The 22,493-nt window shown below is 70.5% G+C and carries 19 protein-coding genes; 15 read left to right on the top strand and 4 right to left on the bottom strand.

Features of this window, described 5'->3' with window-relative positions; translation table 11 throughout:
- The first annotated feature begins 15 nt into the window (after nucleotides 1–15).
- The 5 genes from OHT57_RS07935 (at nucleotide 16) to OHT57_RS07915 (ending at nucleotide 4,633) form a co-directional block, all read left to right on the top strand.
- Nucleotides 16–993 carry an NADPH:quinone oxidoreductase family protein gene (locus tag OHT57_RS07935; RefSeq protein ID WP_328745346.1) on the top strand — a complete coding sequence of 326 codons (978 nt, stop codon included), beginning with the start codon at nucleotides 16–18 and terminating at the stop codon, nucleotides 991–993.
- Nucleotides 990–2,171 (top strand): acyl-CoA dehydrogenase family protein, encoded by a 1,182-nt coding sequence (locus OHT57_RS07930; RefSeq protein ID WP_328745345.1) that lies wholly within the window; start codon nucleotides 990–992, stop codon nucleotides 2,169–2,171. The genes OHT57_RS07935 and OHT57_RS07930 overlap by 4 nt, the downstream gene beginning before the upstream one ends.
- The gene (locus OHT57_RS07925; RefSeq protein WP_328745344.1) at nucleotides 2,168–3,268 is read left to right on the top strand and encodes an acyl-CoA dehydrogenase family protein; all 1,101 of its coding nucleotides are present in this window, start codon (nucleotides 2,168–2,170) and stop codon (nucleotides 3,266–3,268) included. Before OHT57_RS07930 ends, OHT57_RS07925 begins: the two co-directional genes overlap by 4 nt.
- A gap of 181 nt (nucleotides 3,269–3,449) precedes the next feature.
- A complete protein-coding gene (locus OHT57_RS07920; RefSeq protein WP_328745343.1) occupies nucleotides 3,450–4,325 on the top strand; it encodes a phosphatidylinositol-specific phospholipase C/glycerophosphodiester phosphodiesterase family protein in 876 nt (291 codons plus the stop codon).
- Nucleotides 4,326–4,438: 113 nt separating this feature from the next.
- Complete coding sequence (locus tag OHT57_RS07915; protein WP_328745342.1) at nucleotides 4,439–4,633, top strand: hypothetical protein; 195 nt, start codon at nucleotides 4,439–4,441, stop codon at nucleotides 4,631–4,633.
- 18 nt (nucleotides 4,634–4,651) lie between these two features.
- On the opposite strand, the gene OHT57_RS07910 is transcribed toward OHT57_RS07915, so the two are convergent.
- The 3 genes from OHT57_RS07910 to OHT57_RS07900 all read right to left on the bottom strand — a co-directional run bounded on the left by OHT57_RS07910 (nucleotide 4,652) and on the right by OHT57_RS07900 (nucleotide 7,561).
- Nucleotides 4,652–5,890 (bottom strand): phosphodiester glycosidase family protein, encoded by a 1,239-nt coding sequence (locus OHT57_RS07910; protein WP_328745341.1) that lies wholly within the window; start codon nucleotides 5,888–5,890, stop codon nucleotides 4,652–4,654.
- Between the two features lie 74 nt (nucleotides 5,891–5,964).
- Nucleotides 5,965–6,348, bottom strand: a complete 384-nt coding sequence (locus OHT57_RS07905) for a DUF779 domain-containing protein (RefSeq protein ID WP_328745340.1) — start codon at nucleotides 6,346–6,348, stop codon at nucleotides 5,965–5,967.
- A gap of 46 nt (nucleotides 6,349–6,394) precedes the next feature.
- On the bottom strand, nucleotides 6,395–7,561 hold the full coding sequence (locus OHT57_RS07900; RefSeq protein WP_328745339.1) for a bifunctional class I SAM-dependent methyltransferase/NUDIX hydrolase: 1,167 nt from the start codon (nucleotides 7,559–7,561) through the stop codon (nucleotides 6,395–6,397).
- A 151-nt stretch (nucleotides 7,562–7,712) separates the two neighbouring features.
- Here OHT57_RS07900 and OHT57_RS07895 point away from each other — a divergent pair, with 151 nt between their 5' ends.
- The 8 genes from OHT57_RS07895 (at nucleotide 7,713) to OHT57_RS07860 (ending at nucleotide 18,904) form a co-directional block, all read left to right on the top strand.
- Nucleotides 7,713–9,362: a cellulase family glycosylhydrolase gene (locus OHT57_RS07895; RefSeq protein WP_443053431.1), complete on the top strand. Its 1,650-nt coding sequence runs from the start codon at nucleotides 7,713–7,715 to the stop codon at nucleotides 9,360–9,362.
- A 157-nt stretch (nucleotides 9,363–9,519) separates the two neighbouring features.
- Nucleotides 9,520–11,571 carry a galactose-binding domain-containing protein gene (locus OHT57_RS07890; protein WP_328745337.1) on the top strand — a complete coding sequence of 684 codons (2,052 nt, stop codon included), beginning with the start codon at nucleotides 9,520–9,522 and terminating at the stop codon, nucleotides 11,569–11,571.
- Nucleotides 11,572–11,595: 24 nt separating this feature from the next.
- On the top strand, nucleotides 11,596–12,198 hold the full coding sequence (locus OHT57_RS07885; protein ID WP_328745336.1) for a TetR/AcrR family transcriptional regulator: 603 nt from the start codon (nucleotides 11,596–11,598) through the stop codon (nucleotides 12,196–12,198).
- 177 nt (nucleotides 12,199–12,375) lie between these two features.
- Nucleotides 12,376–14,754, top strand: coding sequence for an excinuclease ABC subunit UvrA (locus OHT57_RS07880; protein ID WP_328745335.1), 2,379 nt, complete (start codon nucleotides 12,376–12,378; stop codon nucleotides 14,752–14,754).
- Nucleotides 14,755–14,895: 141 nt separating this feature from the next.
- Nucleotides 14,896–15,981, top strand: a complete 1,086-nt coding sequence (locus OHT57_RS07875) for an S-(hydroxymethyl)mycothiol dehydrogenase (protein ID WP_328745334.1) — start codon at nucleotides 14,896–14,898, stop codon at nucleotides 15,979–15,981.
- Nucleotides 15,982–16,142: 161 nt separating this feature from the next.
- Nucleotides 16,143–16,505: a bifunctional 3-phenylpropionate/cinnamic acid dioxygenase ferredoxin subunit gene (locus OHT57_RS07870; RefSeq protein WP_328745333.1), complete on the top strand. Its 363-nt coding sequence runs from the start codon at nucleotides 16,143–16,145 to the stop codon at nucleotides 16,503–16,505.
- Nucleotides 16,502–17,662, top strand: coding sequence for an NAD(P)/FAD-dependent oxidoreductase (locus OHT57_RS07865; RefSeq protein WP_328745332.1), 1,161 nt, complete (start codon nucleotides 16,502–16,504; stop codon nucleotides 17,660–17,662). The genes OHT57_RS07870 and OHT57_RS07865 overlap by 4 nt, the downstream gene beginning before the upstream one ends.
- A 111-nt stretch (nucleotides 17,663–17,773) precedes the next feature.
- Nucleotides 17,774–18,904, top strand: coding sequence for an aromatic ring-hydroxylating oxygenase subunit alpha (locus OHT57_RS07860; protein WP_328745331.1), 1,131 nt, complete (start codon nucleotides 17,774–17,776; stop codon nucleotides 18,902–18,904).
- 10 nt (nucleotides 18,905–18,914) lie between these two features.
- Here OHT57_RS07860 and OHT57_RS07855 read toward each other — a convergent pair whose 3' ends face one another.
- A complete protein-coding gene (locus OHT57_RS07855; RefSeq protein WP_328753145.1) occupies nucleotides 18,915–19,667 on the bottom strand; it encodes an IclR family transcriptional regulator in 753 nt (250 codons plus the stop codon).
- A 206-nt stretch (nucleotides 19,668–19,873) separates the two neighbouring features.
- Here OHT57_RS07855 and betA point away from each other — a divergent pair, with 206 nt between their 5' ends.
- Both betA and OHT57_RS07845 read left to right on the top strand, forming a co-directional pair.
- The gene (betA, locus tag OHT57_RS07850; protein WP_328745330.1) at nucleotides 19,874–21,547 is read left to right on the top strand and encodes a choline dehydrogenase; all 1,674 of its coding nucleotides are present in this window, start codon (nucleotides 19,874–19,876) and stop codon (nucleotides 21,545–21,547) included.
- A gap of 3 nt (nucleotides 21,548–21,550) precedes the next feature.
- Nucleotides 21,551–22,387 (top strand): 5,10-methylenetetrahydrofolate reductase, encoded by an 837-nt coding sequence (locus OHT57_RS07845; protein ID WP_328745329.1) that lies wholly within the window; start codon nucleotides 21,551–21,553, stop codon nucleotides 22,385–22,387.
- The last annotated feature ends 106 nt before the right edge of the window (nucleotides 22,388–22,493 follow it).

Raw genomic sequence — 22,493 nt, 5'->3', positions numbered from 1 at the left:
CTGTGGAGGCCCCCCATGCAGGCATGGCAAGTGCACGAGAACGGCGAGCCGAGCGAGGCGATGCGCCTCGAGGACGTGGCGCAGCCCGTGCCCGGCGAGGGCCAGGTCCTGCTGAAGGTGCGGGCCGCGAACATCAACTTCCCGGACGTGCTGATGTGCCGCGGCCACTACCAGGTCCGGCCGCCGCTGCCGTTCACGCCGGGCGTGGAGATCTGCGGCGAGACCGAGGACGGGCGGCGGGTGATCGCCAACCCCGCGCTGCCGTACGGCGGATTCGCCGAGTACGCCGTCGCGGACGCCGCAGCCCTGCTGCCCGCACCCGGTTCGCTGGACGACGCCGAGGCCGCGGCGCTGCACATCGGCTACCAGACGGGCTGGTTCGGTCTGCACCGGCGGGCCCACCTGGAAGCCGGCGAGACGCTGCTCGTCCACGCCGCCGCGGGAGGGGTCGGCAGCGCGGCCGTACAGCTCGGAAAGGCGGCCGGGGCCACCGTCATCGGAGTCGTCGGAGGCCCCGAGAAGGCCGCCGTCGCCCGGGAGCTGGGCTGTGACGCGGTGATCGACCGGCGGAGCGAGGATGTCGTCGCCGCCGTGAAGGAGGCCACCGGGGGCCGGGGCGCGGATGTCGTCTACGACCCCGTGGGCGGCGAGGCCTACACACAGTCGACCAAGGTCGTCGCCTTCGAGGGGCGCATCGTGGTCGTCGGCTTCGCCAGCGGGACCATCCCCAGCCCCGGCCTCAACCACGCCCTGGTCAAGAACTACGCGATCCTCGGTCTGCACTGGGGCCTGTACAACACCAAGAACCCGAAGCTGGTCCAGCACTGCCACGAACAGCTGACCGAACTGGCCGCCCGGGGCGCGATCAAGCCGCTGGTGAGCGAGCGGGTGCCGCTCGCCGGGGCCGCGGACGCCGCGCAGCGCCTCGGCGACGGCGTGACCACGGGCCGGATCGTCGTCGTCCCGTCCCTCGGCAAGGGAGCCGCAGCATGACCGACGCAGTCGAACTCAAGCGCCGCACAGCCGAGTTGCTGGCCGCGCACCCGCCGGCGACCACGGACCGGCAGACCTTCCTGAAGGCCCGCTTCGACGCGGGGCTCGCCTGGGTGCACTACCCCGAGGGCCTCGGCGGACTCGGCGCCCCCCGCTCCCTCCAGGCCGTCGTGGACGCGGAACTGGAGGCCTCGGGCGCCCCCGACAACGACCCGCGGCGCAACGGCATCGGCCTCGGCATGGCCGCGCCGACGATCCTCAAGTACGGCACCGAGGAGCAGAAGCAGCGCTTCCTGCGGCCCCTGTGGGTGGGGGAGGAGATCTGGTGCCAGCTGTTCAGCGAACCCGGCGCCGGGTCCGACCTCGCTGCCCTCGGCACCCGGGCCGTCCGGGAGGGCGACAGCTGGGTGGTCAACGGGCAGAAGGTGTGGACGTCCGGCGCCCACAACTCCCGCTGGGCCATCCTCATCGCCCGCACCGACCCGGACGTGCCCAAACACCGCGGCATCACCTACTTCCTCTGCGACATGACCGACCCGGGCGTCGACGTGCGGCCCCTGCGCCAGATCACCGGCGAGGCCGAGTTCAACGAGGTCTTCCTCACCGACGTCCGCATCCCCGACTCCCGCCGCCTCGGCGAGACCGGAGACGGCTGGAAGGTCGCGCAGACCACCCTGAACAACGAGCGCGTCGCGATCGGCGGCATGCGGCTGCCCCGCGAGGGCGGCATGATCGGCCCGGCGTCCAGGACCTGGCGCGAACGCCCCGAACTGCGCACCCAGGACCTGCACCAGCGCCTGCTGAAGCTCTGGGTCGACTCCGAGGTCGCCCGCCTCACCGCCGAACGCCTGCGCCAGCAGCTCGTCGCGGGACAGCCCGGCCCCGAGGGCGCCGGCATGAAGCTCGCCTTCGCCCGCCTCAACCAGGAGATCAGTGGCCTGGAGGTCGAACTCCGCGGCGAGGAGGGCCTGTTGTACGACGACTGGACCATGCGCCGGCCCGAACTCGTGGACTTCACCGGCCGCGACGCCGGCTACCGCTACCTCCGCTCCAAGGGCAACAGCATCGAGGGCGGGACCACCGAGGTCCTGCTCAACATCGTCGCCGAGCGTGTCCTGGGCCTGCCGTCCGAGCCGCGCACCGACAAGGACCTCGCCTGGAAGGACCTCGCCCGATGACAACAGAGCGCACCCAGCCGGACCTGCTGTACTCGGAGGAGGAAGAGGCCCTGCGGGCCGCCGTACGGGACCTGCTCGCCGACCACTGCGACGCGCCGGGCGTCATCGCCCGCACCGAGTCGGACACCCCGCACGACCTCGCCGCCTGGAAGGCCCTCGCCGACGGCATGGGCCTCGCCGGACTCCTGGTGCCCGAGGCGCAGGGCGGCCAGGGCGCCACGCACCGCGAAGTCGCCGTCGTCCTGGAGGAGTTGGGCCGCGCGGTCGCACCCGTGCCCTACCTCACCAGCGCCGTCGTCGCCACCGAGGCCCTGCTGGCCTGCGACGCCGACGACCTGCTTGCCGAGCTCGCGTCCGGACGGCGGATCGGCGCGCTGGCCGTCGCGCTGAACGTCGCCCCGGGCGGCGCCTACAAGGTCGTACGCCATGAGGACGGCGGTCTGCACGGGGAGTTGACCGCCATCGCGGACGCCGTGGTGGCCGATGTGCTGCTGATCCCCGCGGACGACGGCGGGCTGTACGCCGTGGACGCCTCCGCCGCGACCGTCACCCCGCAGGTCTCCTTCGACCTGACCCGTCCGCTCGCGACCGTCACCCTCGACGCGGCACGCGGCCGCCTCCTCGGCGACGCCGAACCCGCTGTACGCCGGGCCCTCACGGCCGGTGCCGGACTGCTCGCCTCCGAACAACTCGGGCTCGCCGACTGGACGTTGACCGAAACCGTGCGCTACCTCAAGGAGCGCAAGCAGTTCAACCGGCCCGTCGGCGGATTCCAGGCGCTCAAGCACCGACTCGCCCAGCTGTGGCTGGAGGTCGTCAACCTCCGCGCCGCAGCCCGCAACGCCGCCGACGCGCTCGCCCGCGGTGACTCCGGCGCGGAGACGGCCGTGGCCGTCACCGTCGCCCAGGCCTACGCGGCGTCCGTCGCCGTGCACGCCGCCGAGGAGGCGCTCCAGCTGCACGCCGGGATCGGCATGACATGGGAGCACCCGGTCCATCTGTATCTGAAGCGGGCCAAGGCCGACTCGATCGCGTACGGCACGGCGGGCGCCCACCGCGCCCGGTTGGCCGAACTCGTCGACCTCCAGGCCCCCTGAGCGTCACCCGCTGCGGCCCGCTACAGCCCGCCCCACCTGGGGCGGGCTTTTCCGTGCGGCCGAGCGGAAGGAGTGAACAGGCGGCGGCAGTCCGGCCAACTCCTCGCGCGTACAGGTTCATCGGGGGCCGGGCAGCCCCATACTCCCTGTGGTTCCGACCCGACCCGCAGGGAGGCAGAACATGGCCCGCATCACTCGTCGCAGAGTCCTCACCACCCTCGGCGCCACGGCCGCGGCGGTCCTCGCCCCGCCCGTCGGCAGCGCGTGGGCCGACGGCCGCAGGCACTGTGCCGGCCCGTTGTGGCGCGCCCACGCCCACAACGACTACGACCACCCGCGCCCTCTCTTCGACGCCCTCGACCACCGCTTCGGCAGCGTCGAGGCCGACATCTTCCTCGTCGGCGACCAGCTCCTCATCGCCCACGACGCCACCGGCCTCGACCCGACGCGCACCCTGGAGTCCCTCTACCTGGCCCCGCTCGCCGCCCGCGTCAAGGCCAACCACGGTTCCGTGTACCGGGGTCACCGCAGGCCGCTCCAGTTGCTCATCGACATCAAGACCGAGGGCTCCTCGACCTACCTCGAACTCGACCGTCATCTCCTGCGCCACAAGCACCTGTTCACGACCTACGTGAACGGCCGCATCCACCCGGGGCCGGTCACCGCCGTCGTCTCCGGCGACCGCGCCGCCCGCACGCCGATGGAGGCCCAGACCGTACGCCGGGCCTTCTACGACGGCCGGCTGACCGACCTCGGCAGCTCGGCGCCCGCCTCATTCATCCCGCTGATCAGCGACAACTGGACGCTCACCTTCACCTGGCTCGGCGAGGGCGCCTTCCCCGACGCCGAGCGGCAGAAGCTGCGGAGCATCGTCCAGCAGGCCCACGCACGCGGGCAGAAAGTGCGGTTCTGGGCCACCCCGGACCTCGCGGGCCCCGCCCGGGACGCCCTGTGGACCGAGCTCCTCGCCGCCGGTGTCGACTACTTCAACACCGACGACCTGGCGGGCCTGGAAGCCTTCCTGGACGCGCACCGACAGGCGTCCTCGAACGGGTAGGGACATCACCCGTTCGGAGGACGGGGCAACCACCCGGACGAACCCTCCGCTACGCCACACTTACGGCCGAACGCCGCGAAACGCACTGGGCGGTGTGGCGGAGGAGGCCGGCCATGGCGATTTCCATTTCTGTACTGGTGCTGCTGCTGATCCTGGCGGTGGTCTTCGTGCGCAGCGGCGGGCTCAAAGCCTCCCACGTGCTGGTGTGCGTGCTGCTCGGCTTCTTCCTCGCCGGTACGAGCATCGCGCCCACCATCCACAGCGGCATCACCGCGACGGCGGACATCGTCAGCAGCCTGCGGCCCTGAGCCTGCCCGGGGGGCCGTTCAGGACGCCGAGAACACCCCGATGCCGTTCGGTACGGGCCGTTCGGCGCCGCCCGAGGGGTGGTTGAGGGCGGCGACGGAGGCCGTCCCCGGTGTGCGGGCGGCCATGGTCGTGGAGCCGCCGCCATCCAGGCTGAAGGCGTCGACCGAACCCAACGTCCGCATGGTGTCCGCCACTTCGGCGATGGTGAGCCCGCCGCGGTAGGCGGGCGCCCCGTCCAGCGCGAGGAGGTACAGCCGCCGCCCGTCGTCCGCGACGCCCACGGCCGTACGCACGGCCGACACCGTGTCGTCGAGCCCGGGCAGCGAGCGCCCCTCCTCCAGCACCGGGTACCCGCCGAGCGCGAAGCGGTACGGGACCGCCGACGAGGCCGCGACCAGTTCGTGCCGGACCGTCACCGCCGCGCCGACGGCGAGCTTCCGCAACTGCTGCGCACCCGCCTCCCGGCCCACGAGCACGGTGGTGCCGACGCCGATCGGCCCGCTGCCCGGGGTGTCGGCGGTGGCCACGACCTGCCCGCCGCGGACCGTCACCTCGTAGGTGTCGGTGCTGCACGGCGCGGCCCGGTTCGTGTCGGTCCCACAGGTCGCCCGCACCCGGGACACGCCGCCCCAGTCCGAGGTGAACGCCCCCACCGAACCGACGGGCAGCGCGTACTGGTTCAGCCCGCCGAGCGGCAGCTGTCCCTCGGGTGTCCGGACCGAGCCGTCGAGCGCCAGGTCGTCAAGCCGGGCCCGGCGGTCGGTGCCCACGCCGAACACCTCCCTGGTGCTCGTGCCGGGCGGCAGCGCGGGCCCGAAGCGCTGGCCGTCCGGCACCGCCGCTTTGAGCTCGCGGCCCTGTGCGATCGCCGGACCCACACTCGCGCCGGTGGCCTCGACCCCCGGGTGCTGGGTCTCCGTGATGTTGAAGAAGTCGCCGTTCACCCCCGCGAGGGCGCCCTGTGCGGTGGCCAGCCGGGACACCGTGGCCCGTGCGGCCACCGCGCCCGGATACAGCAGTTCCACCCGCACCCGTGGATCGCCCAGGTCCACGCGCAGGACATGGGCGTGCGCCACCCCCGCGGTCGCGTAGATGTCGAACTGTCGGTACTGCACGCCCGTCGCGAACCGTGTCCACCCCGGCGCGGCACCGGCCGGTGCCGCCCCCACCAGGGCCGCACCGGCCAGTGTGCCGAGTGCCGCGAGAAACGTCAGTACCGATCTGCCTGCGCCGAAACGACTTTGACGGTGCGTCACAGTGCTCCCTGATGTCTCGTCAACCGTGCCAGGACTCAGGGGAGTGCATCAGACGGCGACGGCGGAGGGGAGGCCTAGGCGCCGACCACACGCGAACGGATGAGGAAACGCACCCCCTCGGGTGCCTCCAGCGAGAATCCGCTGCCCCGGCCCGCGACCACGTCGACGATCAGCCGGGTGTGACTCCACACCTCGTACTGGCTCCTCGACATCCAGAACGTCACCGGTTCCTCGACCCCCGCCACGTCCAGCTCGGCGAGCAGCACGTCGGAACCGCCGGTGCGGAACTCACCCGCCGGGTAGCACATCGGCGCACTGCCGTCGCAGCAGCCGCCCGACTGATGGAACATCAGCGGCCCGTGCGCCTGGTGCAACCGGCGCAGCAGCTCGGCCGCCGCGGGGGTGAGCTCGACGCGCGGCACCTCGTCGTACACGGCACGTACGGAATCCTCGTCCATGGTCGCCGAGTCCAGCACGGGGAAGGTTGCGAGGGGGTTGCACGCCCTAGCCGGCGTACGGCGTGAAGTGCGCCGGTGTGTGGTCGATCGGGAGGTCCGGGCGCCAGGCGGTCAGGCCCTGGGCGCTGCACACGAACAGGTTCTCCGGGAGGCGGCCCAGGGCGAACCAGCGCCAGTCGCCGACGCGCTCGTCCGGCTGGTCGCCGGGCTCGCCCCGCCAGGCGGTGACCTGACTCGCCACGGTCATCCGGACGACTCCGTCGACGTCGTCGAGGAGCGTGCCCAGGAGCCGGACATCGGTGGGGCGAGCCTCGATGCCGGTCTCCTCGCGGAGTTCACGCACCACCGTGTCGACCAGTGACTCCCCGGGCTCCACCGTGCCGCCGGGCAGTTCCCAGGTGCCGCGCCGGTGCCGGCCGAGAAGCAGCCCGCGGGGGCCGTACAGGATGGCGCCGACCCCGATCGCGGCGTGCGGTGCCGGACCGCGGTTCGTGCGGGGGCGTGAGGAGACCCGGACCGGTCGGGTCACCCGGAAGATCCGGTACGAGGCGTGGTTGCCCTCCTCCGGTGCGTCGAGGACGTCGATGCCCTCGACCCGCAGCCCGTGTTCGCCGAGCAGGTCCGTCCAGAGCTCGGGGGTGAGCACCCACATCCGGACCTCGGTCTCACCGCCCCCGGCGAGCCGCAGGATCTCGGACCGGGACTCGGCCACGGAGGAGGGACCGTCGCCGCGCGAGTTGGTGTGCAGCACGGTGAAGCAGAGGGTTCCGCCGGGCCGCAGTGCCCCGGCGAGGGCGGGCAGGAGCCGGCGGGGGTCGATGTACGGCACCGCGTTGACGGAGTACACGACGTCGTACGGTTCTGCCGCGCCGAGGTGTTCGACGGCGTCGGCCCTGACCAGGCGCAGGCCGGGCAGGGCGGCGTAGCGGGCGAGGGCCCGTTCGTGCTGGGTCGGCGAGGAGTCGACCGCGTCCACCGAGGCGCCGTGGGCGCGGACGAGATGCGCCGCGTGCCGGGCCGGGCCGCACCCGAGGTCCAGGACGCGCCGCCCGGCGAGTTCGCCGAGGATCTCCGCGCCGGGGCCGGTGTTTCCGAGCCCCCAGTCGAAGCGTTCCAGCTCCGTCAGTACCGTGCCGCGCCGCAGATGGTGGTCGCCGTAGGCGTGCCAGGCCTCGGCGTTCACCGAGTGGGGGTCGAGGGGGTGGGTGGTCAACGTGCCTCCCGGGTGCGGTGGTCGAGGTTCGGCACCCTATGCGCGGTCACCGCCCTTTGCCGTCACGCATCTTGACGTGTACTTGGCGGGTCGGTTCTATGGGAGCGCTCCCACACCCCTTCCGACTGCATGACTCACCCCTGGAGCCGCAGTGAGAAGAACGAGAAAGAGCCCCTTGACCACCCTCCTCGCCAAGCTGGCGGCCCTCACCGGACTGGTGGTGCTCGGCGCCCTGTGTCCCGGCACGGCCCGGGCCGCCGGGGAACCCGCCGTCCAGGCCGCCGGCCTGCACATCAGTGACGGCCGCCTGGTCGAGGGCAACGGCAACGACTTCGTCATGCGTGGCGTCAACCACGCCCACACCTGGTACCCGAACCAACTGGGTTCGCTTGCCGACATCAAGGCGCAGGGCGCCAACACCGTCCGGGTGGTCCTCGCCGACGGCCATCGCTGGACCGCCAACAGCGCCGCCGACGTGACCAACGTGATCACCCAGTGCAAGGCCAACCGGCTCATCTGCGTCCTGGAGGTGCACGACACCACCGGATACGGCGAGGACAGCGCCGCGGGCACCCTCGACCAGGCCGCCGACTACTGGATCGGCCTGAAGAGCGTCCTGGCCGGCCAGGAGGACTACATCGTCATCAACATCGGCAACGAGCCCTGGGGCAACACCGACCCCGCGGGCTGGACCGCCCCGACGGTCGCCGCGATCCAGAAGCTCCGGAGCGCCGGCTTCCAGCACACGATCATGGTGGACGCGCCCAACTGGGGCCAGGACTGGCAGGGCGTCATGCGCGCCAACGCCCAGGCCGTGTACGCCGCCGACACCACGGGCAACCTGATCTTCTCGATCCACATGTACAGCGTCTTCGACACCGCGGCGGAGGTGACCGACTATCTGAACGCCTTCGTCTCGGTCAAACTCCCCATCCTGATAGGGGAGTTCGGCGGCCCCGCCGACCAGTGGGGTGATCCGGACGAGGACACCATGATGGCCACCGCCGAGCAGCTCCACATCGGCTATCTGGCCTGGTCCTGGAGCGGCAACACCGACCCGATCCTCGACCTCGTGCTCAACTTCGACCCGGCACAGATGACGTCGTGGGGCAAGCGGATCTTCAACGGCGCCAACGGCATCGCGCAGACCGCCAAGGAGGCCACGGTCTTCGGCGGCGGCACGAGCGACACCCAGGCCCCGACCGCTCCCGGCACCCCGGCCGCCTCCGCGGTGACGGCCGCCTCCGCGACCCTGACCTGGGCGGCGTCCACTGACAACGTTGGCGTCGCCGGGTACGACGTCGTCCGCGTCAGCGGCGGAACCGAGACCAAGGTCGCGTCGTCGACGGCGAACTCGGTGACCGTGAGCGGCCTGACCGCGAACACGGCGTACTCCTTCGCCGTCTACGCCCGCGACGCCGCCGGGAACCGGTCCGCCCGCTCGGCGACGGTGAACCTGACCACCGCCGCCACCCCCGCGGGGAGCTGCTCCGTCGGCTACCGCGTGGTCGGCGAGTGGCAGGGCGGCTTCCAGGGGGAGATCGCCGTCCGCAACACCGGCACCGCCGCGGTGACCGGCTGGAAGCTCGGCTTCACCTTCAAGGACGGGCAGACCGTCTCCAACATGTGGGGCGGGACCGCCGCACAGAGTGGCGCTGCGGTGACCGTCACCCCGGCCTCCTACACCAACACCATCCCCGCCGGGGGCTCGGTCACCGTCGGGTTCATCGGCGGCAAGGGCACGACGAACACCGCGCCGACCGTTTTCACCCTCAATGGGGCGGCCTGCGTGAACGGTTGATGGCCCCCAGGTATCAGGTCAACTGTCCCGGACTCTTGACTCGGAACGCGCTCAGTCGCGATCCTGACGCTCATATTGCGCCGGTCATGACAATCCCAAGGGCAGTCAAAGCTCCCTCGGTCGACGGCGCCATCCCGCCGACCGAGGGACGTGGGCCATGACCGGACCATCCGGCCACACACGCAAGAACATCACCGTGGTCTCCGTGCTCTTCCTGGTGCTGGCCGCCATCCTCGGCCCCACGCCGAGCTCGGCGGCCACCGACTGGTGGACACCGACGGCCAGACCCGCCCCCGACGCCCAGATCAACATCACCGGAGCGCCCTTCACCGGCACCAACTCGGCCGGTGAGGTACGCGGGTTCGTCGACGCGCACAACCACCTGTTCTCCAACGAGGCCTTCGGCGGCCGGCTGATCTGCGGCAAGGTGTTCTCCGAGTCCGGCGTCGCCGACGCGCTCAAGGACTGTCCCGAGCACTACCCGGACGGCTCCCTCGCGCTCTTCGACTACATCACCCACGGCGGCGACGGCAAGCACGACCCGACCGGCTGGCCCACCTTCAAGGACTGGCCGGCCTACGACTCGATGACCCACCAGGCCGACTACTACGCCTGGGTGGAGCGGGCCTGGCGCGGCGGCCAGCGGGTCCTCGTCAACGACCTCGTCACCAACGGCATGATCTGCTCCATCTACCCCTTCAAGGACCGCAGTTGTGACGAGATGACCTCGATCCGCCTGCAGGCCAAGCTGACCTACGACCTCCAGGCCTTCATCGACAAGATGTACGGCGGCACCGGCAAGGGCTGGTTCCGGATCGTCACCGACAGCGCGCAGGCCCGACAGGTGATCGAGCAGGGCAAGCTGGCGGTCGTCCTCGGTGTCGAGACCTCCGAGCCGTTCGGCTGCAAGCAGATCCTCGACACCGGGCAGTGCAGCAAGGCGGACATCGACAAGGGGCTCGACGAGCTGTACGCGCTGGGCGTGCGCTCCATGTTCCTGTGCCACAAGTTCGACAACGCCCTGTGCGGCGTCCGCTTCGACGAGGGGGGCCTGGGAACCGCCATCAACGTCGGGCAGTTCCTGTCCACGGGCACCTTCTGGAAGACCGAGAAGTGCACGACCGCGATGCACGACAACCCCATCGGCACGGCGGCCAGCGCGGCGGAGAGCGACCTGCCGGCCGGCACCGATGTCCCGGCGTACGACGACAACGCCCAGTGCAACGTCCGCGGGCTCACCGACCTCGGCGAGTACGCCGCGCGCGGCATGATGAAACGCAAGATGATGCTCGAGATCGACCACATGAGCGTCAAGGCCACCGGGCAGGTCCTCGACATCTTCGAGGCCGCTAACTACCCCGGCGTGATCTCCTCGCACAGCTGGATGGACCTCAACTGGACCGAGCGCGTCTACTCGTTGGGCGGCTTCGTCGCCCAGTACATGCACGGCTCGCAGGACTTCGCCACCGAGGCCAAGCGCACCGACGCGCTGCGCGACAAGTACAACGTCGGCTACGGCTACGGCACCGACTTCAACGGCATCGGCGACCACCCCGCGCCGCGCGGAGCAGCCGCCGCCAACAAGGTGACGTACCCCTTCAAGAGCGTCGACGGCGGTTCCGTGATCGACAAGCAGACGAGCGGCCAGCGCGTCTTCGACTTCAACACCGACGGCGCCGCCCATGTCGGCATGATCCCGGACTGGATCGAGGACATCCGGCTCGTCGGCGGGCAGGGCGTGGTCGACGACCTGTTCCGCGGTGCCGAGTCCTATCTCGACACCTGGGGATCGGCCGAACGGCACCAGGCGTCGGTGAACCTCGCCGCCGGGCGTACGGCGACGGCGAGTTCGTCCGAGTCCAACCCGTTCACCAGCTACCAGCCCGGCCGGGCGGTGGACGGCGACGACTCCAGCCGCTGGGCCAGTGACTGGAGCGACGACCAGTGGTGGCAGGTCGACCTGGGCTCCACCAACCTGGTCTCCAAGGTCACGCTCGACTGGGAGCGGGCGTACGGGAAGTCGTACCGGATCGAACTCTCCACGGACGGCACGACCTGGACCACGGCCTGGTCCACCACCTCCGGTGACGGCGGGCTCGACACGGCCAAGTTCACCGGCACCCCGGCCCGTTACGTCCGGGTCCACGGTCTGGACCGCGGCACCGACTGGGGATACTCACTCAACGAGGTGGGCGTCCACAGCGGCTGATTTCTCGACAGCGGGGGGACACGAATGGCACGCATGCCGTCGGCTCAGCGACGCAGCCAGCTGACGGAAGCGGCGATCAGGGCGATGGCCCGGGACGGCGTCGCGAAGACGACGACCCGGTCCATCGCCGCCGAGGCAGGCGTGTCCCTCAGCGTCTTCCACTACTGCTTCGACTCCAAGCAGGCCCTCGTCGAGGCCGTCATCACCGCCCTCACCGACCAGTCCGTCAGCGTGGTCAGGGAGGTGCTGCGCCCCAGGGACACCCTGGAGGAGACCGTCGCCGCGGGTTTCCGGGCGTACTGGGAGCACGTCCGCGCGCACCCCGAGGCGCACATGCTCACCTATGAGCTGACCCAGTACGCCCTGCGCGAGCCCGGGTTCGAGCACCTCGCCAGGCGGCAGTACGAGCTGTACGGCGAGGCGTACGCCGAGCTGATCGAGCAGCTGCGCAGCGACATGGAGCTGCGGCTGAGGGTGCCCGTCCCCGTGCTGGCCCGTTATCTCGCGGCCATGACTGACGGGCTGACCCTGAACTACCTCGTCCTCGGCGACGCGACCGCGTGGAACGACATCCTCGACACGGTCACCGCCCACATCGCGGGGCTGGTCCAGGACGCGGGGGCCTGAGGCGGGCCGATCAGGATTCGAGAAGCGCCGGCTCGGGGCTGTGGCTAGCGTGACGTCAGGAGCTGCGCCGTAGCGCCGAGGTCGACGTAATCTTCGAAGCTGTCGAAACCGGTCGGACCGAGCCGGGGGACGCCGTCGAGGACGCGAGGGCGGCCCGGCCCCACAGATGGAGACACCATGAGCAAGGCCACCACGACGGGCGCGCCGCACGCTGCCGACAGCCACGATCTGATCCGCGTGCACGGGGCGCGCGAGAACAATCTGAAGGACATCAGCATCGAGATCCCCAAACGCCGGCTCACGGTGTTCACTGGGGTCTCCGGCTCCGGCAAGAGCTCGCTGGTGTTCGACACCATCGCCGCCGAGTCGCAGCGGCTGATCAACGAGACCTACAGCGCCTTCGTGCAGGGCTTCATGCCGACCCTGGCCCGCCCGGAGGTCGACGTCCTGGACGGCCTGACCACCGCGATCACCGTCGACCAGCAGCGCCTCGGCGGTGACCCGCGCTCCACCGTCGGCACCGTCACCGACACCAACGCGATGCTGCGGATCCTGTTCAGCAGACTCGGGACCCCGCACATCGGCTCACCGAAGGCGTTCTCCTTCAACGTCGCCTCGATCAGCGGAGCGGGCGCGGTCACCATGGAGCGCGGCGGACAGACCGTGAAGGAGCGCCGGAGCTTCAGCATCGTCGGAGGCATGTGTCCGCGCTGCGAGGGCCGGGGCACGGTCAACGACATCGACCTCACCCAGTTCTACGACGACTCCAAGTCGCTCGCCGAGGGCGCGATGACCATCCCCGGCTACAAGTCCGGAGGCTGGAACTACCGGCTCTACAGCGAGTCCGGCTTCTTCGACGCGGACAAGCCGATCCGGAGGTTCACCAAGAAGGAGCTCCAGGACTTCCTGTACCGCGAACCGGTCCGGATGAAGATCGCGGGCATCAACATGACCTACGAGGGTCTCGTCCCGCGGATCCAGAAGTCGATGCTCGCCAAGGACCGCGAGTCGATGCAGCCGCACATCCGCGAGTTCGTGGACCGCGCGATCACCTTCACGGTCTGCCCCGAGTGCGACGGCACCCGGCTGAGCGAGGGCGCCCGGTCCTCGAAGATCAAGGGGATCAGCATCGCCGACGCCTGCGCGATGCAGATCAGCGACCTGGCCGAGTGGGTGCGGGCCCTGGACGAGCCGTCGGTCGGCCCGCTGCTGACGGCGCTCGGGGAGACCCTCGACTCCTTCGTGGAGATCGGCCTCGGCTATCTCTCCCTCGACCGCCCCTCGGGCACCCTGTCCGGCGGCGAGGCGCAGCGCACCAAGATGATCCGGCACCTCGGCTCCTCACTCACCGACGTCACCTACGTCTTCGACGAGCCGACCATCGGGCTGCACCCCCATGACATCCAGCGCATGAACAACCTGCTGCTGCGCCTGCGGGACAAGGGCAACACGGTGCTGGTCGTGGAGCACAAGCCGGAGACGATCGTGATCGCCGACCACGTCGTCGACCTCGGTCCCGGTGCCGGTACGGCGGGCGGCTCCGTCTGTTTCGAGGGCACCGTCGAGGGGCTGCGGACCAGCGACACCGTCACCGGACGCCACTTCGACGACCGGGCCGGATTCAAGGACACGGTCCGCAAGGCCACCGGCGCGCTGGAGATCCGCGGTGCGTCCACGCACAACCTCCAGGGCGTCGACGTCGACATCCCGCTGGGCGTGCTGACCGTGATCACCGGCGTCGCGGGATCCGGCAAGAGCTCGCTCGTGCACGGGTCGATTCCGGCCGGGGAGGGGATCGTGTCCGTCGACCAGGGTGCGATCCGCGGTTCGCGGCGCAGCAACCCGGCGACGTACACCGGACTGCTCGAACCGATCCGCAAGGCGTTCGCGAAGGCCAACGGCGTGAAGCCGGCGCTGTTCAGTGCCAACTCCGAGGGCGCCTGTCCCACCTGCAACGGCGCCGGGGTCGTCTACACCGACCTCGCGATGATGGCCGGGGTGGCCACGACGTGCGAGGAGTGCGAGGGGAAGCGGTTCCAGGCCTCGGTGCTGGAGTACCACCTCGGCGGGCGGGACATCAGCGAGGTGCTCGCGATGCCGGTGGCCGAGGCCGGGGAGTTCTTCGGTGCCGGCGAGGCGGCCACGCCCGCCGCGCACCGGATCCTGGAGCGCCTCTCGGACGTCGGGCTCGGCTATCTCACCCTCGGCCAGCCGCTCACCACCCTGTCCGGCGGCGAGCGGCAGCGGCTGAAGCTCGCGACGCACATGGGGGAGAAGGGCGGTGTGTACGTCCTCGACGAGCCGACCACCGGTCTCCACCTCGCCGACGTCGAGCAACTCCTCGCTCTGCTCGACCGGCTCGTCGACTCCGGCAAGTCCGTCATCGTCGTCGAACACCACCAGGCGGTCATGGCGCACGCCGACTGGATCGTCGACCTCGGCCCGGGCGCGGGCCACGACGGCGGACGGATCGTCTTCGAGGGGACCCCAGCGGAGCTGGTCGCCGCCGGGTCCACGGTCACGGCGAAGCATCTGGCGGCGTACGTCGGTAGGTGACGCGGCGCAGCGCCGCCGCCCTGCGCGGCACCGGCCGGCACCGGCCTCTTGACCCCGGGCGCCCCCTCCCCGATGCTCAGTTGCGCATGGTGATGCCTGTATCGAATGAGGCAACGATCAGGCCTGTCGGAGGAGTAACCCATGGCTCATGAGGTTCGTGCTGTCGTCGCCCGGGCGAAGGGCGCCCCCGTCTCCGTCGAGACGATCGTCGTCCCCGACCCGGGACCCGGCGAGGCGCTGGTGAAGGTCGAGGCGTGCGGTGTCTGCCACACCGATCTCCACTACCGCGAGGGCGGCATCAGCGACGACTTCCCCTTCCTGCTGGGGCACGAGGCGGCGGGACGTGTCGAAGCCGTCGGAGAGGGCGTCACCGCACTGGAGCCCGGTGACTTCGTCATCCTCAACTGGCGTGCGGTCTGCGGCACGTGCCGGGCGTGCGCCAAGGGCAGGCCCTGGTACTGCTTCGCCACGCACAACGCGACCCAGCGGATGACCCTGCTCGACGGCACCCCGCTCGCGCCCGCCCTCGGCATCGGCGCCTTCGCGGAGAAGACCCTGGTGGCCGCGGGCCAGTGCACCAAGGTGGACCCGGCCGCCCCCGCGACGGCCGCCGGACTGCTCGGCTGCGGTGTCATGGCGGGCTTCGGCGCGGCCGTGAACACCGGAGCCGTCGGCCGCGGGGACTCCGTCGCCGTCATCGGCTGCGGCGGGGTCGGCATGGCCGCCGTCGCGGGGGCGAGGCTGGCCGGCGCGACCAAGGTCATCGCCGTCGACGTGGACCCGCGCAAGCTGGAGCGGGCCATGGGGATGGGCGCCACCCACACCGTCGACTCGCGGGAGAACGACCCCGTGGCGGCGATCCGCGAACTGACCGGCGGTTTCGGTGCCGACGTGGTCGTCGAGGCGGTCGGCCGCCCCGAGACGTACCGGCAGGCGTTCTACGCCCGGGACCTGGCCGGCACCGTCGTTCTGGTCGGTGTGCCGACCCCGGAGATGAAGCTGGAGCTGCCGCTGCTCGACGTCTTCGGGCGCGGTGGCGCGCTGAAGTCCAGCTGGTACGGCGACTGCCTGCCCTCGCGCGACTTCCCGGCCCTCATCGATCTGTACCTGGGCGGCCGCTTCGACCTGGACGCCTTCGTCTCCGAGACCATCGGCCTCGACGACGTGGAGAAGGCGTTCGAGAAGATGCACCGCGGTGAGGTGCTGCGGTCCGTCGTGGTGCTGTGACGGCGAACCGAGTTGTTGATTACTGTGCAGTGAGTTGCGCCAGCTGCAACATGAAGTCAAGGGTGTGTCCGACCTCTGGACGCCTTGACAAGGGTTTGCGGGCGCCCTCAAACTGACGTTGCGTTCACCGCAATCCGTTCCGCTATACGCACCGAGGTGTCATGATGATTCCCGCGTGCCGTCTCGTGGATCTTCCCCGAGGCGAGGCCTACCGGCTCGACATCGACCCGCCGGTCTCGGTGTTCCACACCGACGACGGCGAGGTCTTCGCCATCGACGACACCTGCACCCATCAGGACGCCTCGCTCGCCGACGGCTGGCTGGAGGGCTGCGAGGTCGAATGCCCGCTGCACGCCTCGAAGTTCGACCTGCGGACGGGTGCCGTCGACGCCCCGCCGGCCAAGCGGCCGGTCCGCACGCACGCGGTCCACGTCGAGGACGGCATGATCTACGTCCAGCTGTCCACGGACGCGCCCAACCTGCCGCCCTGCGTGGCGGCCCGCCTCGCCGGGGGCCCCGCGTGAGGACCGTGGCCGTGGTCGGCGCCTCGCTGGCCGGTCTCTCGGCGGCGCGCTCGCTGCGCAAGCAGGGCTACGACGGACGGCTCGTCGTCATCGGTGACGAACTCCACCGCCCGTACGACAGGCCCCCGTTGTCGAAGGAGTTCCTGTCCGGCTCCCTGGCCGAGGCCGATCTCGCGCTGGAGCCGGACGGCGAGGACCTGCGGGTGCAGTGGCTGCTCGGCGTCCGCGCCGTCGGCCTCGACGGCCCGCAGCGCGCCGTACGGCTTGCCGACGGCAGCGAGGTCCGGGCGGACGGCGTCGTCATCGCGACCGGCGCCGCCGCCCGGACTCTGCCGGGCACCGACGGTCTGACCGGGGTGCACACCCTGCGCACCCTGGACGACGCCCGCGCCCTGCGGGACGAACTGGCCCTGGGGGGACGGCTGGTGGTGATCGGCGGCGGCTTCATCGGCGCCGAGGTCGCCTCCACCGCGTACGCCCTCGGGCTCGACGTGACCGTCGTGGAGGCGGCCCCGACCCCCCTGGCCGGACCGCTCGGCGAGACCATGGGCGGGATCGTCTCCGCCCTCCACACGGACCACGGCGTACGGCTGTTGTGCGGTGTGGGCGTCAAGGGGCTGAGCGGCCGGAGCCGCGTCGACGCCGTCCTGCTGGAGGACGGCCGGAGCATCCCCGCCGACATCGTGGTCGTGGGGGTCGGCGCCCGACCGTGCGTCGAGTGGCTCGCGGGATCCGGCATCGCCCTCGCCGACGGAGTCACTTGCGGCGCCGACGGCCGCACCAGCCTGGCCGGTGTGGTCGCGGTCGGCGACTGCGCCTCCTGGTACGACCCGCGCGCGGGCCTGCACCGCCGCGTCGAGCACTGGACCGGCGCGCGGGAGCGGCCCGACGCTGCCGTGACCGCGCTGCTGGCGGGCGGCGCGGTGGAACCGGGTGCGCCGAGGCCGCCGTACTTCTGGTCGGACCAGTACGGCGTGAAGATCCAGTTCGCCGGTCACGCGGCCGGCGCCGACAGTGTGACGATCGAGGAAGGTGCCCGGGACGACCACAACGTCCTGGCCGTCTACCGGCGTTCCGGGCATCCGGTCGCCGTGCTCGGGATGAACCAGCCGCGGTTGTTCACGCGCTGGCGCAAGCAGCTCGCCGCCGCGGCCTGACAACACAGCCGCTGCCGCTCCGCTCAGAACGCCGACCGCTCTTCCCGGCGTGCATCACCGGTACACGAAGGCGTGCATCACCGGTCCCCGACGTCCCCCGAGGAGTGCCCTGTGACCTCGACCAGCCTGCCGGACAGCCTGATCGCCACCCTCCCCGGCGCTTCCTACACGGATGCCGGGGTCTTCGCCCTGGAGCAGGAGCGCATCTTCGAGGCGATGTGGTTCTGTGCCGTCCGGGCCTCCGATCTGCCCAGGCCCGGTTCCTTCAGGACGGTGGAGGTGGGGCGGGAGAGCATCCTGATCACGCGCGCGCGGGATCAGTCGGTGCGTGCGTACTTCAATGTCTGCCGGCATCGCGGGGCGAGGCTGTGCACCGAGGAGTCCGGTGAGGTGAAGCGGGCTTTCCAGTGTCCGTATCACGCGTGGACGTACGACCTGACGGGCAAGCTGGTCGCCGCGCCGAACCTGACGAAGATGCCGGACGTGGGGCGTACCGAGTACGGGCTGGCGCCCGTGGCCGTGCGCGAGTGGCTGGGTTATGTGTGGGTGTGCCTCGCGGAGAACCCGCCCTCCTTCGAGGACTCGGTGGTCGCGGACGTGGTGGGCCGGCTCGGGGACGTGGAATCCGTCGACCGGTACGACATCGGGAGCCTGGAGGTCGGACGGCGGATCGTCTATGACGTGAAGGCGAACTGGAAGCTGATCGTCGAGAACTTCATGGAGTGCTATCACTGCGCGACGATCCATCCCGAACTGACCGAGGTGCTGCCGGAGTTCGCCGACGGGTACGCGGCGCAGTACTACGTGGGCCACGGTGCCGAGTTCGGTGAGGACATCAAGGGGTTCACCGTCGACGGCTCCGAGGGCCTCGACCGCATCCCCGGGGTCTCCGACGACCAGGACCGCCGCTACTACGCGATCACCGTGCGGCCGCAGGTGTTCGTCAATCTGGTGCCCGACCATGTGATCTTCCACCGGATGTACCCGGTCGCCGCGGACCGCACGATCGTCGAGTGCGACTGGCTCTACCTCAAGCACGTCGTCGACAGCGGAAAGGACGTCAGCCGGTCGGTGGAGCTCTTCGACCGGGTGAACCGGCAGGACTTCGACGCGTGCGAGCGCACCCAGCCCGGGATGAGCTCACGCCTGTATGCCAAGGGCGGCGTCCTGGTGCCCAGCGAGCACCACATCGGCGAGTTCCACCACTGGGTCCAGGCCCGGCTGGGGGCTCAGCCCGGATGACGACGAGGGCTCAGTCCAGGCCCAGGTAGCCCATACGGTGACTGATCTCCTCCGCGCCCTTGACCAGCACCGGCGCGAGTGCGTGCATACGGTCCTCGGTGAGCCGGTACGCGGGACCGGAGGCGCTGAGGGCCGCGATGACGTCGCCGTCGCGGTCGCGGACCGGCGCCGCCATGGCGTGCAGACCCACCTCCAGCTCCTCCAGGGTCCAGGAGTAGCCGCGTTCCCGGGCGTCGGCGAGGCTCTTCTCCAGCTTCGTCTTCGCGGTCAGCGTGCGCGGGGTCATCTTCTTCAGACCGGTCTCGGTCAGCAGCGCGGTGCGGTCCTTGACGGGCATGTGGGCCAGCAGGATCTTCCCGCTGGAGGTGGCGTGCAACGGGGTCAGCTGGCCGACCCAGTTGTGCGCGGTGACGGCCCCCGGGCCGCGCACCTGGTAGAGGTTGATCGCATAGTGCTCCTGCATCACGGCGAGGTTCACGGTCTCGCCGATCTCCTCGGCCAGACGCTCGCAGACCGGGCGGCTCTGCTGGGTGATGTCGATGCGTCCGGTGACCGCGCCGGCCAGGCGCACGATGCCGAAGCCGAGGCGGTACTTGCCCCGCTCACCCGCCTGTTCGACCAGACCGCGTGCCTCCAGGGCACCGAGCAGGCGGAACGCCGTGGACTTGTGAACGTCGATCTCGGCGGCCACCTCGCTGACCCCCGCCTCGCCGCGCCGGGCGAGGATCTCCAGTACGTGAATGGCCCGGTCGACGGACTGCACCCCGCCGCTCGACGACCCTGTCGTTTCGTTATCCGGGTTGTAGTTGCTCACAACGCAACTATACGGGGGGTAAACAACAGGGCGCGGAGATGTTTCGCAGACCTGGTGCATATGTCGCGCAAGTTGCGCGCCTCGCAACCTGGTGCGTATAGCGCTACCCGTACTAACATGCGCGCATATCTACGGCGCGAGCGAGACGAGGCATCATGGCTCCTCAGCAGCAGTACGACTTCGTCATCGTCGGTGGTGGATCAGCCGGCAGCGCACTGGCCAACCGGCTCTCCGCAGACCCGGGCAACCGGGTGCTGGTCCTGGAGGCCGGCCGGCCCGACTACCCGTGGGACGTGTTCATCCACATGCCCGCGGCGCTGACCTACCCGATCGGCAGCCGCTTCTACGACTGGAAGTACGAGTCCGAGCCCGAGCCCCACATGGGCGGCCGGCGCGTCTACCACGCCCGCGGCAAGGTACTGGGCGGCTCCAGCAGCATCAACGGCATGATCTTCCAGCGCGGCAACCCCCTGGACTACGAGCGCTGGGCCGCCGATCCCGGCATGGACACCTGGGACTACGCGCACTGTCTGCCGTACTTCAAGCGCATGGAGAACTGTCTCGCGGCCGACCCCGACGACGAGTTCCGCGGCCACGACGGCCCCCTCGTCCTGGAGCGCGGCCCGGCCACCAACCCGCTCTTCACCGCCTTCCAGAAGGCCACCGAGGAGGCCGGGTACGCGCCCACGGACGACGTCAACGGCTACCGGCAGGAAGGCTTCGCCAAGTTCGACCGCAACGTCCACCGCGGTCGCCGGCTCTCGGCCTCGAAGGCCTATCTGAAGCCCGCCCGCAAGCGCCCCAACCTCACGGTCACCACGCGCGCCCTCGTCACCCGCGTCCTCTTCGAGGGCAAGCGGGCCGTCGGTGTCGAGTACCGGCGCGGCAAGGGCGCGCTCCAGCAGGTCCGTGCCAAGGAAGTCATCCTCTGCGGCGGCGCGATCAACTCCCCGCAGCTGCTGCAGCTGTCGGGCGTCGGAAACGCCGAGGAACTGCGCGCGCTGGGCATCGACGTCGTGCACGACCTGCCGGGCGTCGGCGAGAACATGCAGGACCACCTGGAGGTGTACATCCAGTACGCCTGCAAGCAGCCCGTGTCCATGCAGCCGTATCTCGCGAAGTGGCGTGCCCCCTTCATCGGCCTGCAGTGGCTCTTCCGCAAGGGCCCCGCCGCCACCAACCACTTCGAGGCGGGCGGCTTCGCCCGCAGCAACGACGAGGTGGACTACCCCAACCTGATGTTCCACTTCCTGCCCATCGCGGTCCGCTACGACGGCTCGGTGCCCGCGGGCGGACACGGCTACCAGGTGCACGTCGGGCCCATGTACTCGGACGCCATCGGCTCCGTGAAGATCAGGAGCAAGGACCCGCAGGAACATCCGGCACTGCGCTTCAACTACCTCTCCACGGAACAGGACCGGCGCGAGTGGGTCGAGGCGGTCCGGGTCGCCCGCAGGCTCCTCAACCAGCCCGCCCTGGCCCCCTACAACGACGGAGAGGTCTCACCGGGACCGTCCGTCGAGACCGACGAGGAGATCCTCGCCTGGGTCGCCAAGGACGGCGAGACCGCCCTGCACCCGTCCTGCACCTGCAGGATGGGCACCGACGAGAAGGCCGTCGTGGACCCCGCCAGCATGCGTGTGCACGGCGTGGAGGGGCTGCGGGTCGTCGACGCGTCGGTGATGCCCTACGTCACCAACGGCAACATCTACGCGCCGGTGATGATGATCGCGGAGAAGGCGGCCGACCTCATCCTCGGCAAGGAGCGGCTCGCGCCCTCCAAGGCCGCGTACTACCGGCACCGCGACGCACACACGCAGGCGGGATAGGCGTTGGGCGCCGAGGACCTCCGCGCGCTGCTCACCGGCGTCCGCTACGAGGTGCTGCCCGCGAAGACCACCGAGGACAAGGTCCTCGCCCATGTCCCGCGCGACGTCGTCGTCACCGTGACGGCGTCACCGGTCAAAGGCCTGGAGCCGACGCTCGACCTGGCCGGCCGGCTCGCGGCGCACGGCTACCGGGTCGTCCCGCACGTGCCCGCGCGGCTGCTGCGGGACGACGTTCACCTCAAGGACGTCGCCGACCGGCTCCGTGAGGCGGGCGTCGACGACGTCTTCGTGCCCGCGGGAGACGCCGACCCACCGGCAGGGGTGTACGACGGCGCCCTGCCGGTGCTGCGCGGGCTGGGCGAACTGGGCGACCCCTTCGCCCGCGTCGGCATCACCGGCTATCCCGAGAGCCATCCGCTCATCCACGACGACCTCACCGTCCAGGCGATGTGGGACAAGCGGGCGCACGCCACGTACATCGTCAGCAACCTCTGCTTCGACCCGCGGGTGCTCACCGACTGGGTCGTCCGGATCCGCCGCCGGGGTGTCGCCCTGCCCCTGCATGTGGGCGTCGCGGGGCCCGTGCAGCGGGCCAAGCTGCTCGCCATGGCGACGCGGATCGGTGTGGGGGAGTCGGCCCGCTTCCTGGCCAGGCACCCCTCCTGGTTCCTGCGCTTCGCGGCCCCCGGTGGCTATGCGCCGGAGCGGCTTCTCACCCCCAGTTCCGGGCAACTCGCCCTGCCCTTTGCGGGAGTTGCCGGTCTGCATCTCTTCACCTTCAACCAGATCGCCGAGACCGAACGGTGGCGCAGGGCTCTGCTCGACCGATTGAATCGGTAACGCAGAGTTTTCACCCACGGTCCTCCAACCCCTTGACGTGCGTTCCTGCATTCTCCAGAGTGTTCCACCACAAGCAATGCGATGCGCGATGCGCAACGAAATCGCT

Source organism: Streptomyces sp. NBC_00285 (assembly GCF_036174265.1).
Lineage (GTDB): Bacteria > Actinomycetota > Actinomycetes > Streptomycetales > Streptomycetaceae > Streptomyces.
The sequence above is the reverse complement of the archived record's forward strand: the minus strand, read 5'-3'. Positions and strand labels throughout refer to the sequence as shown.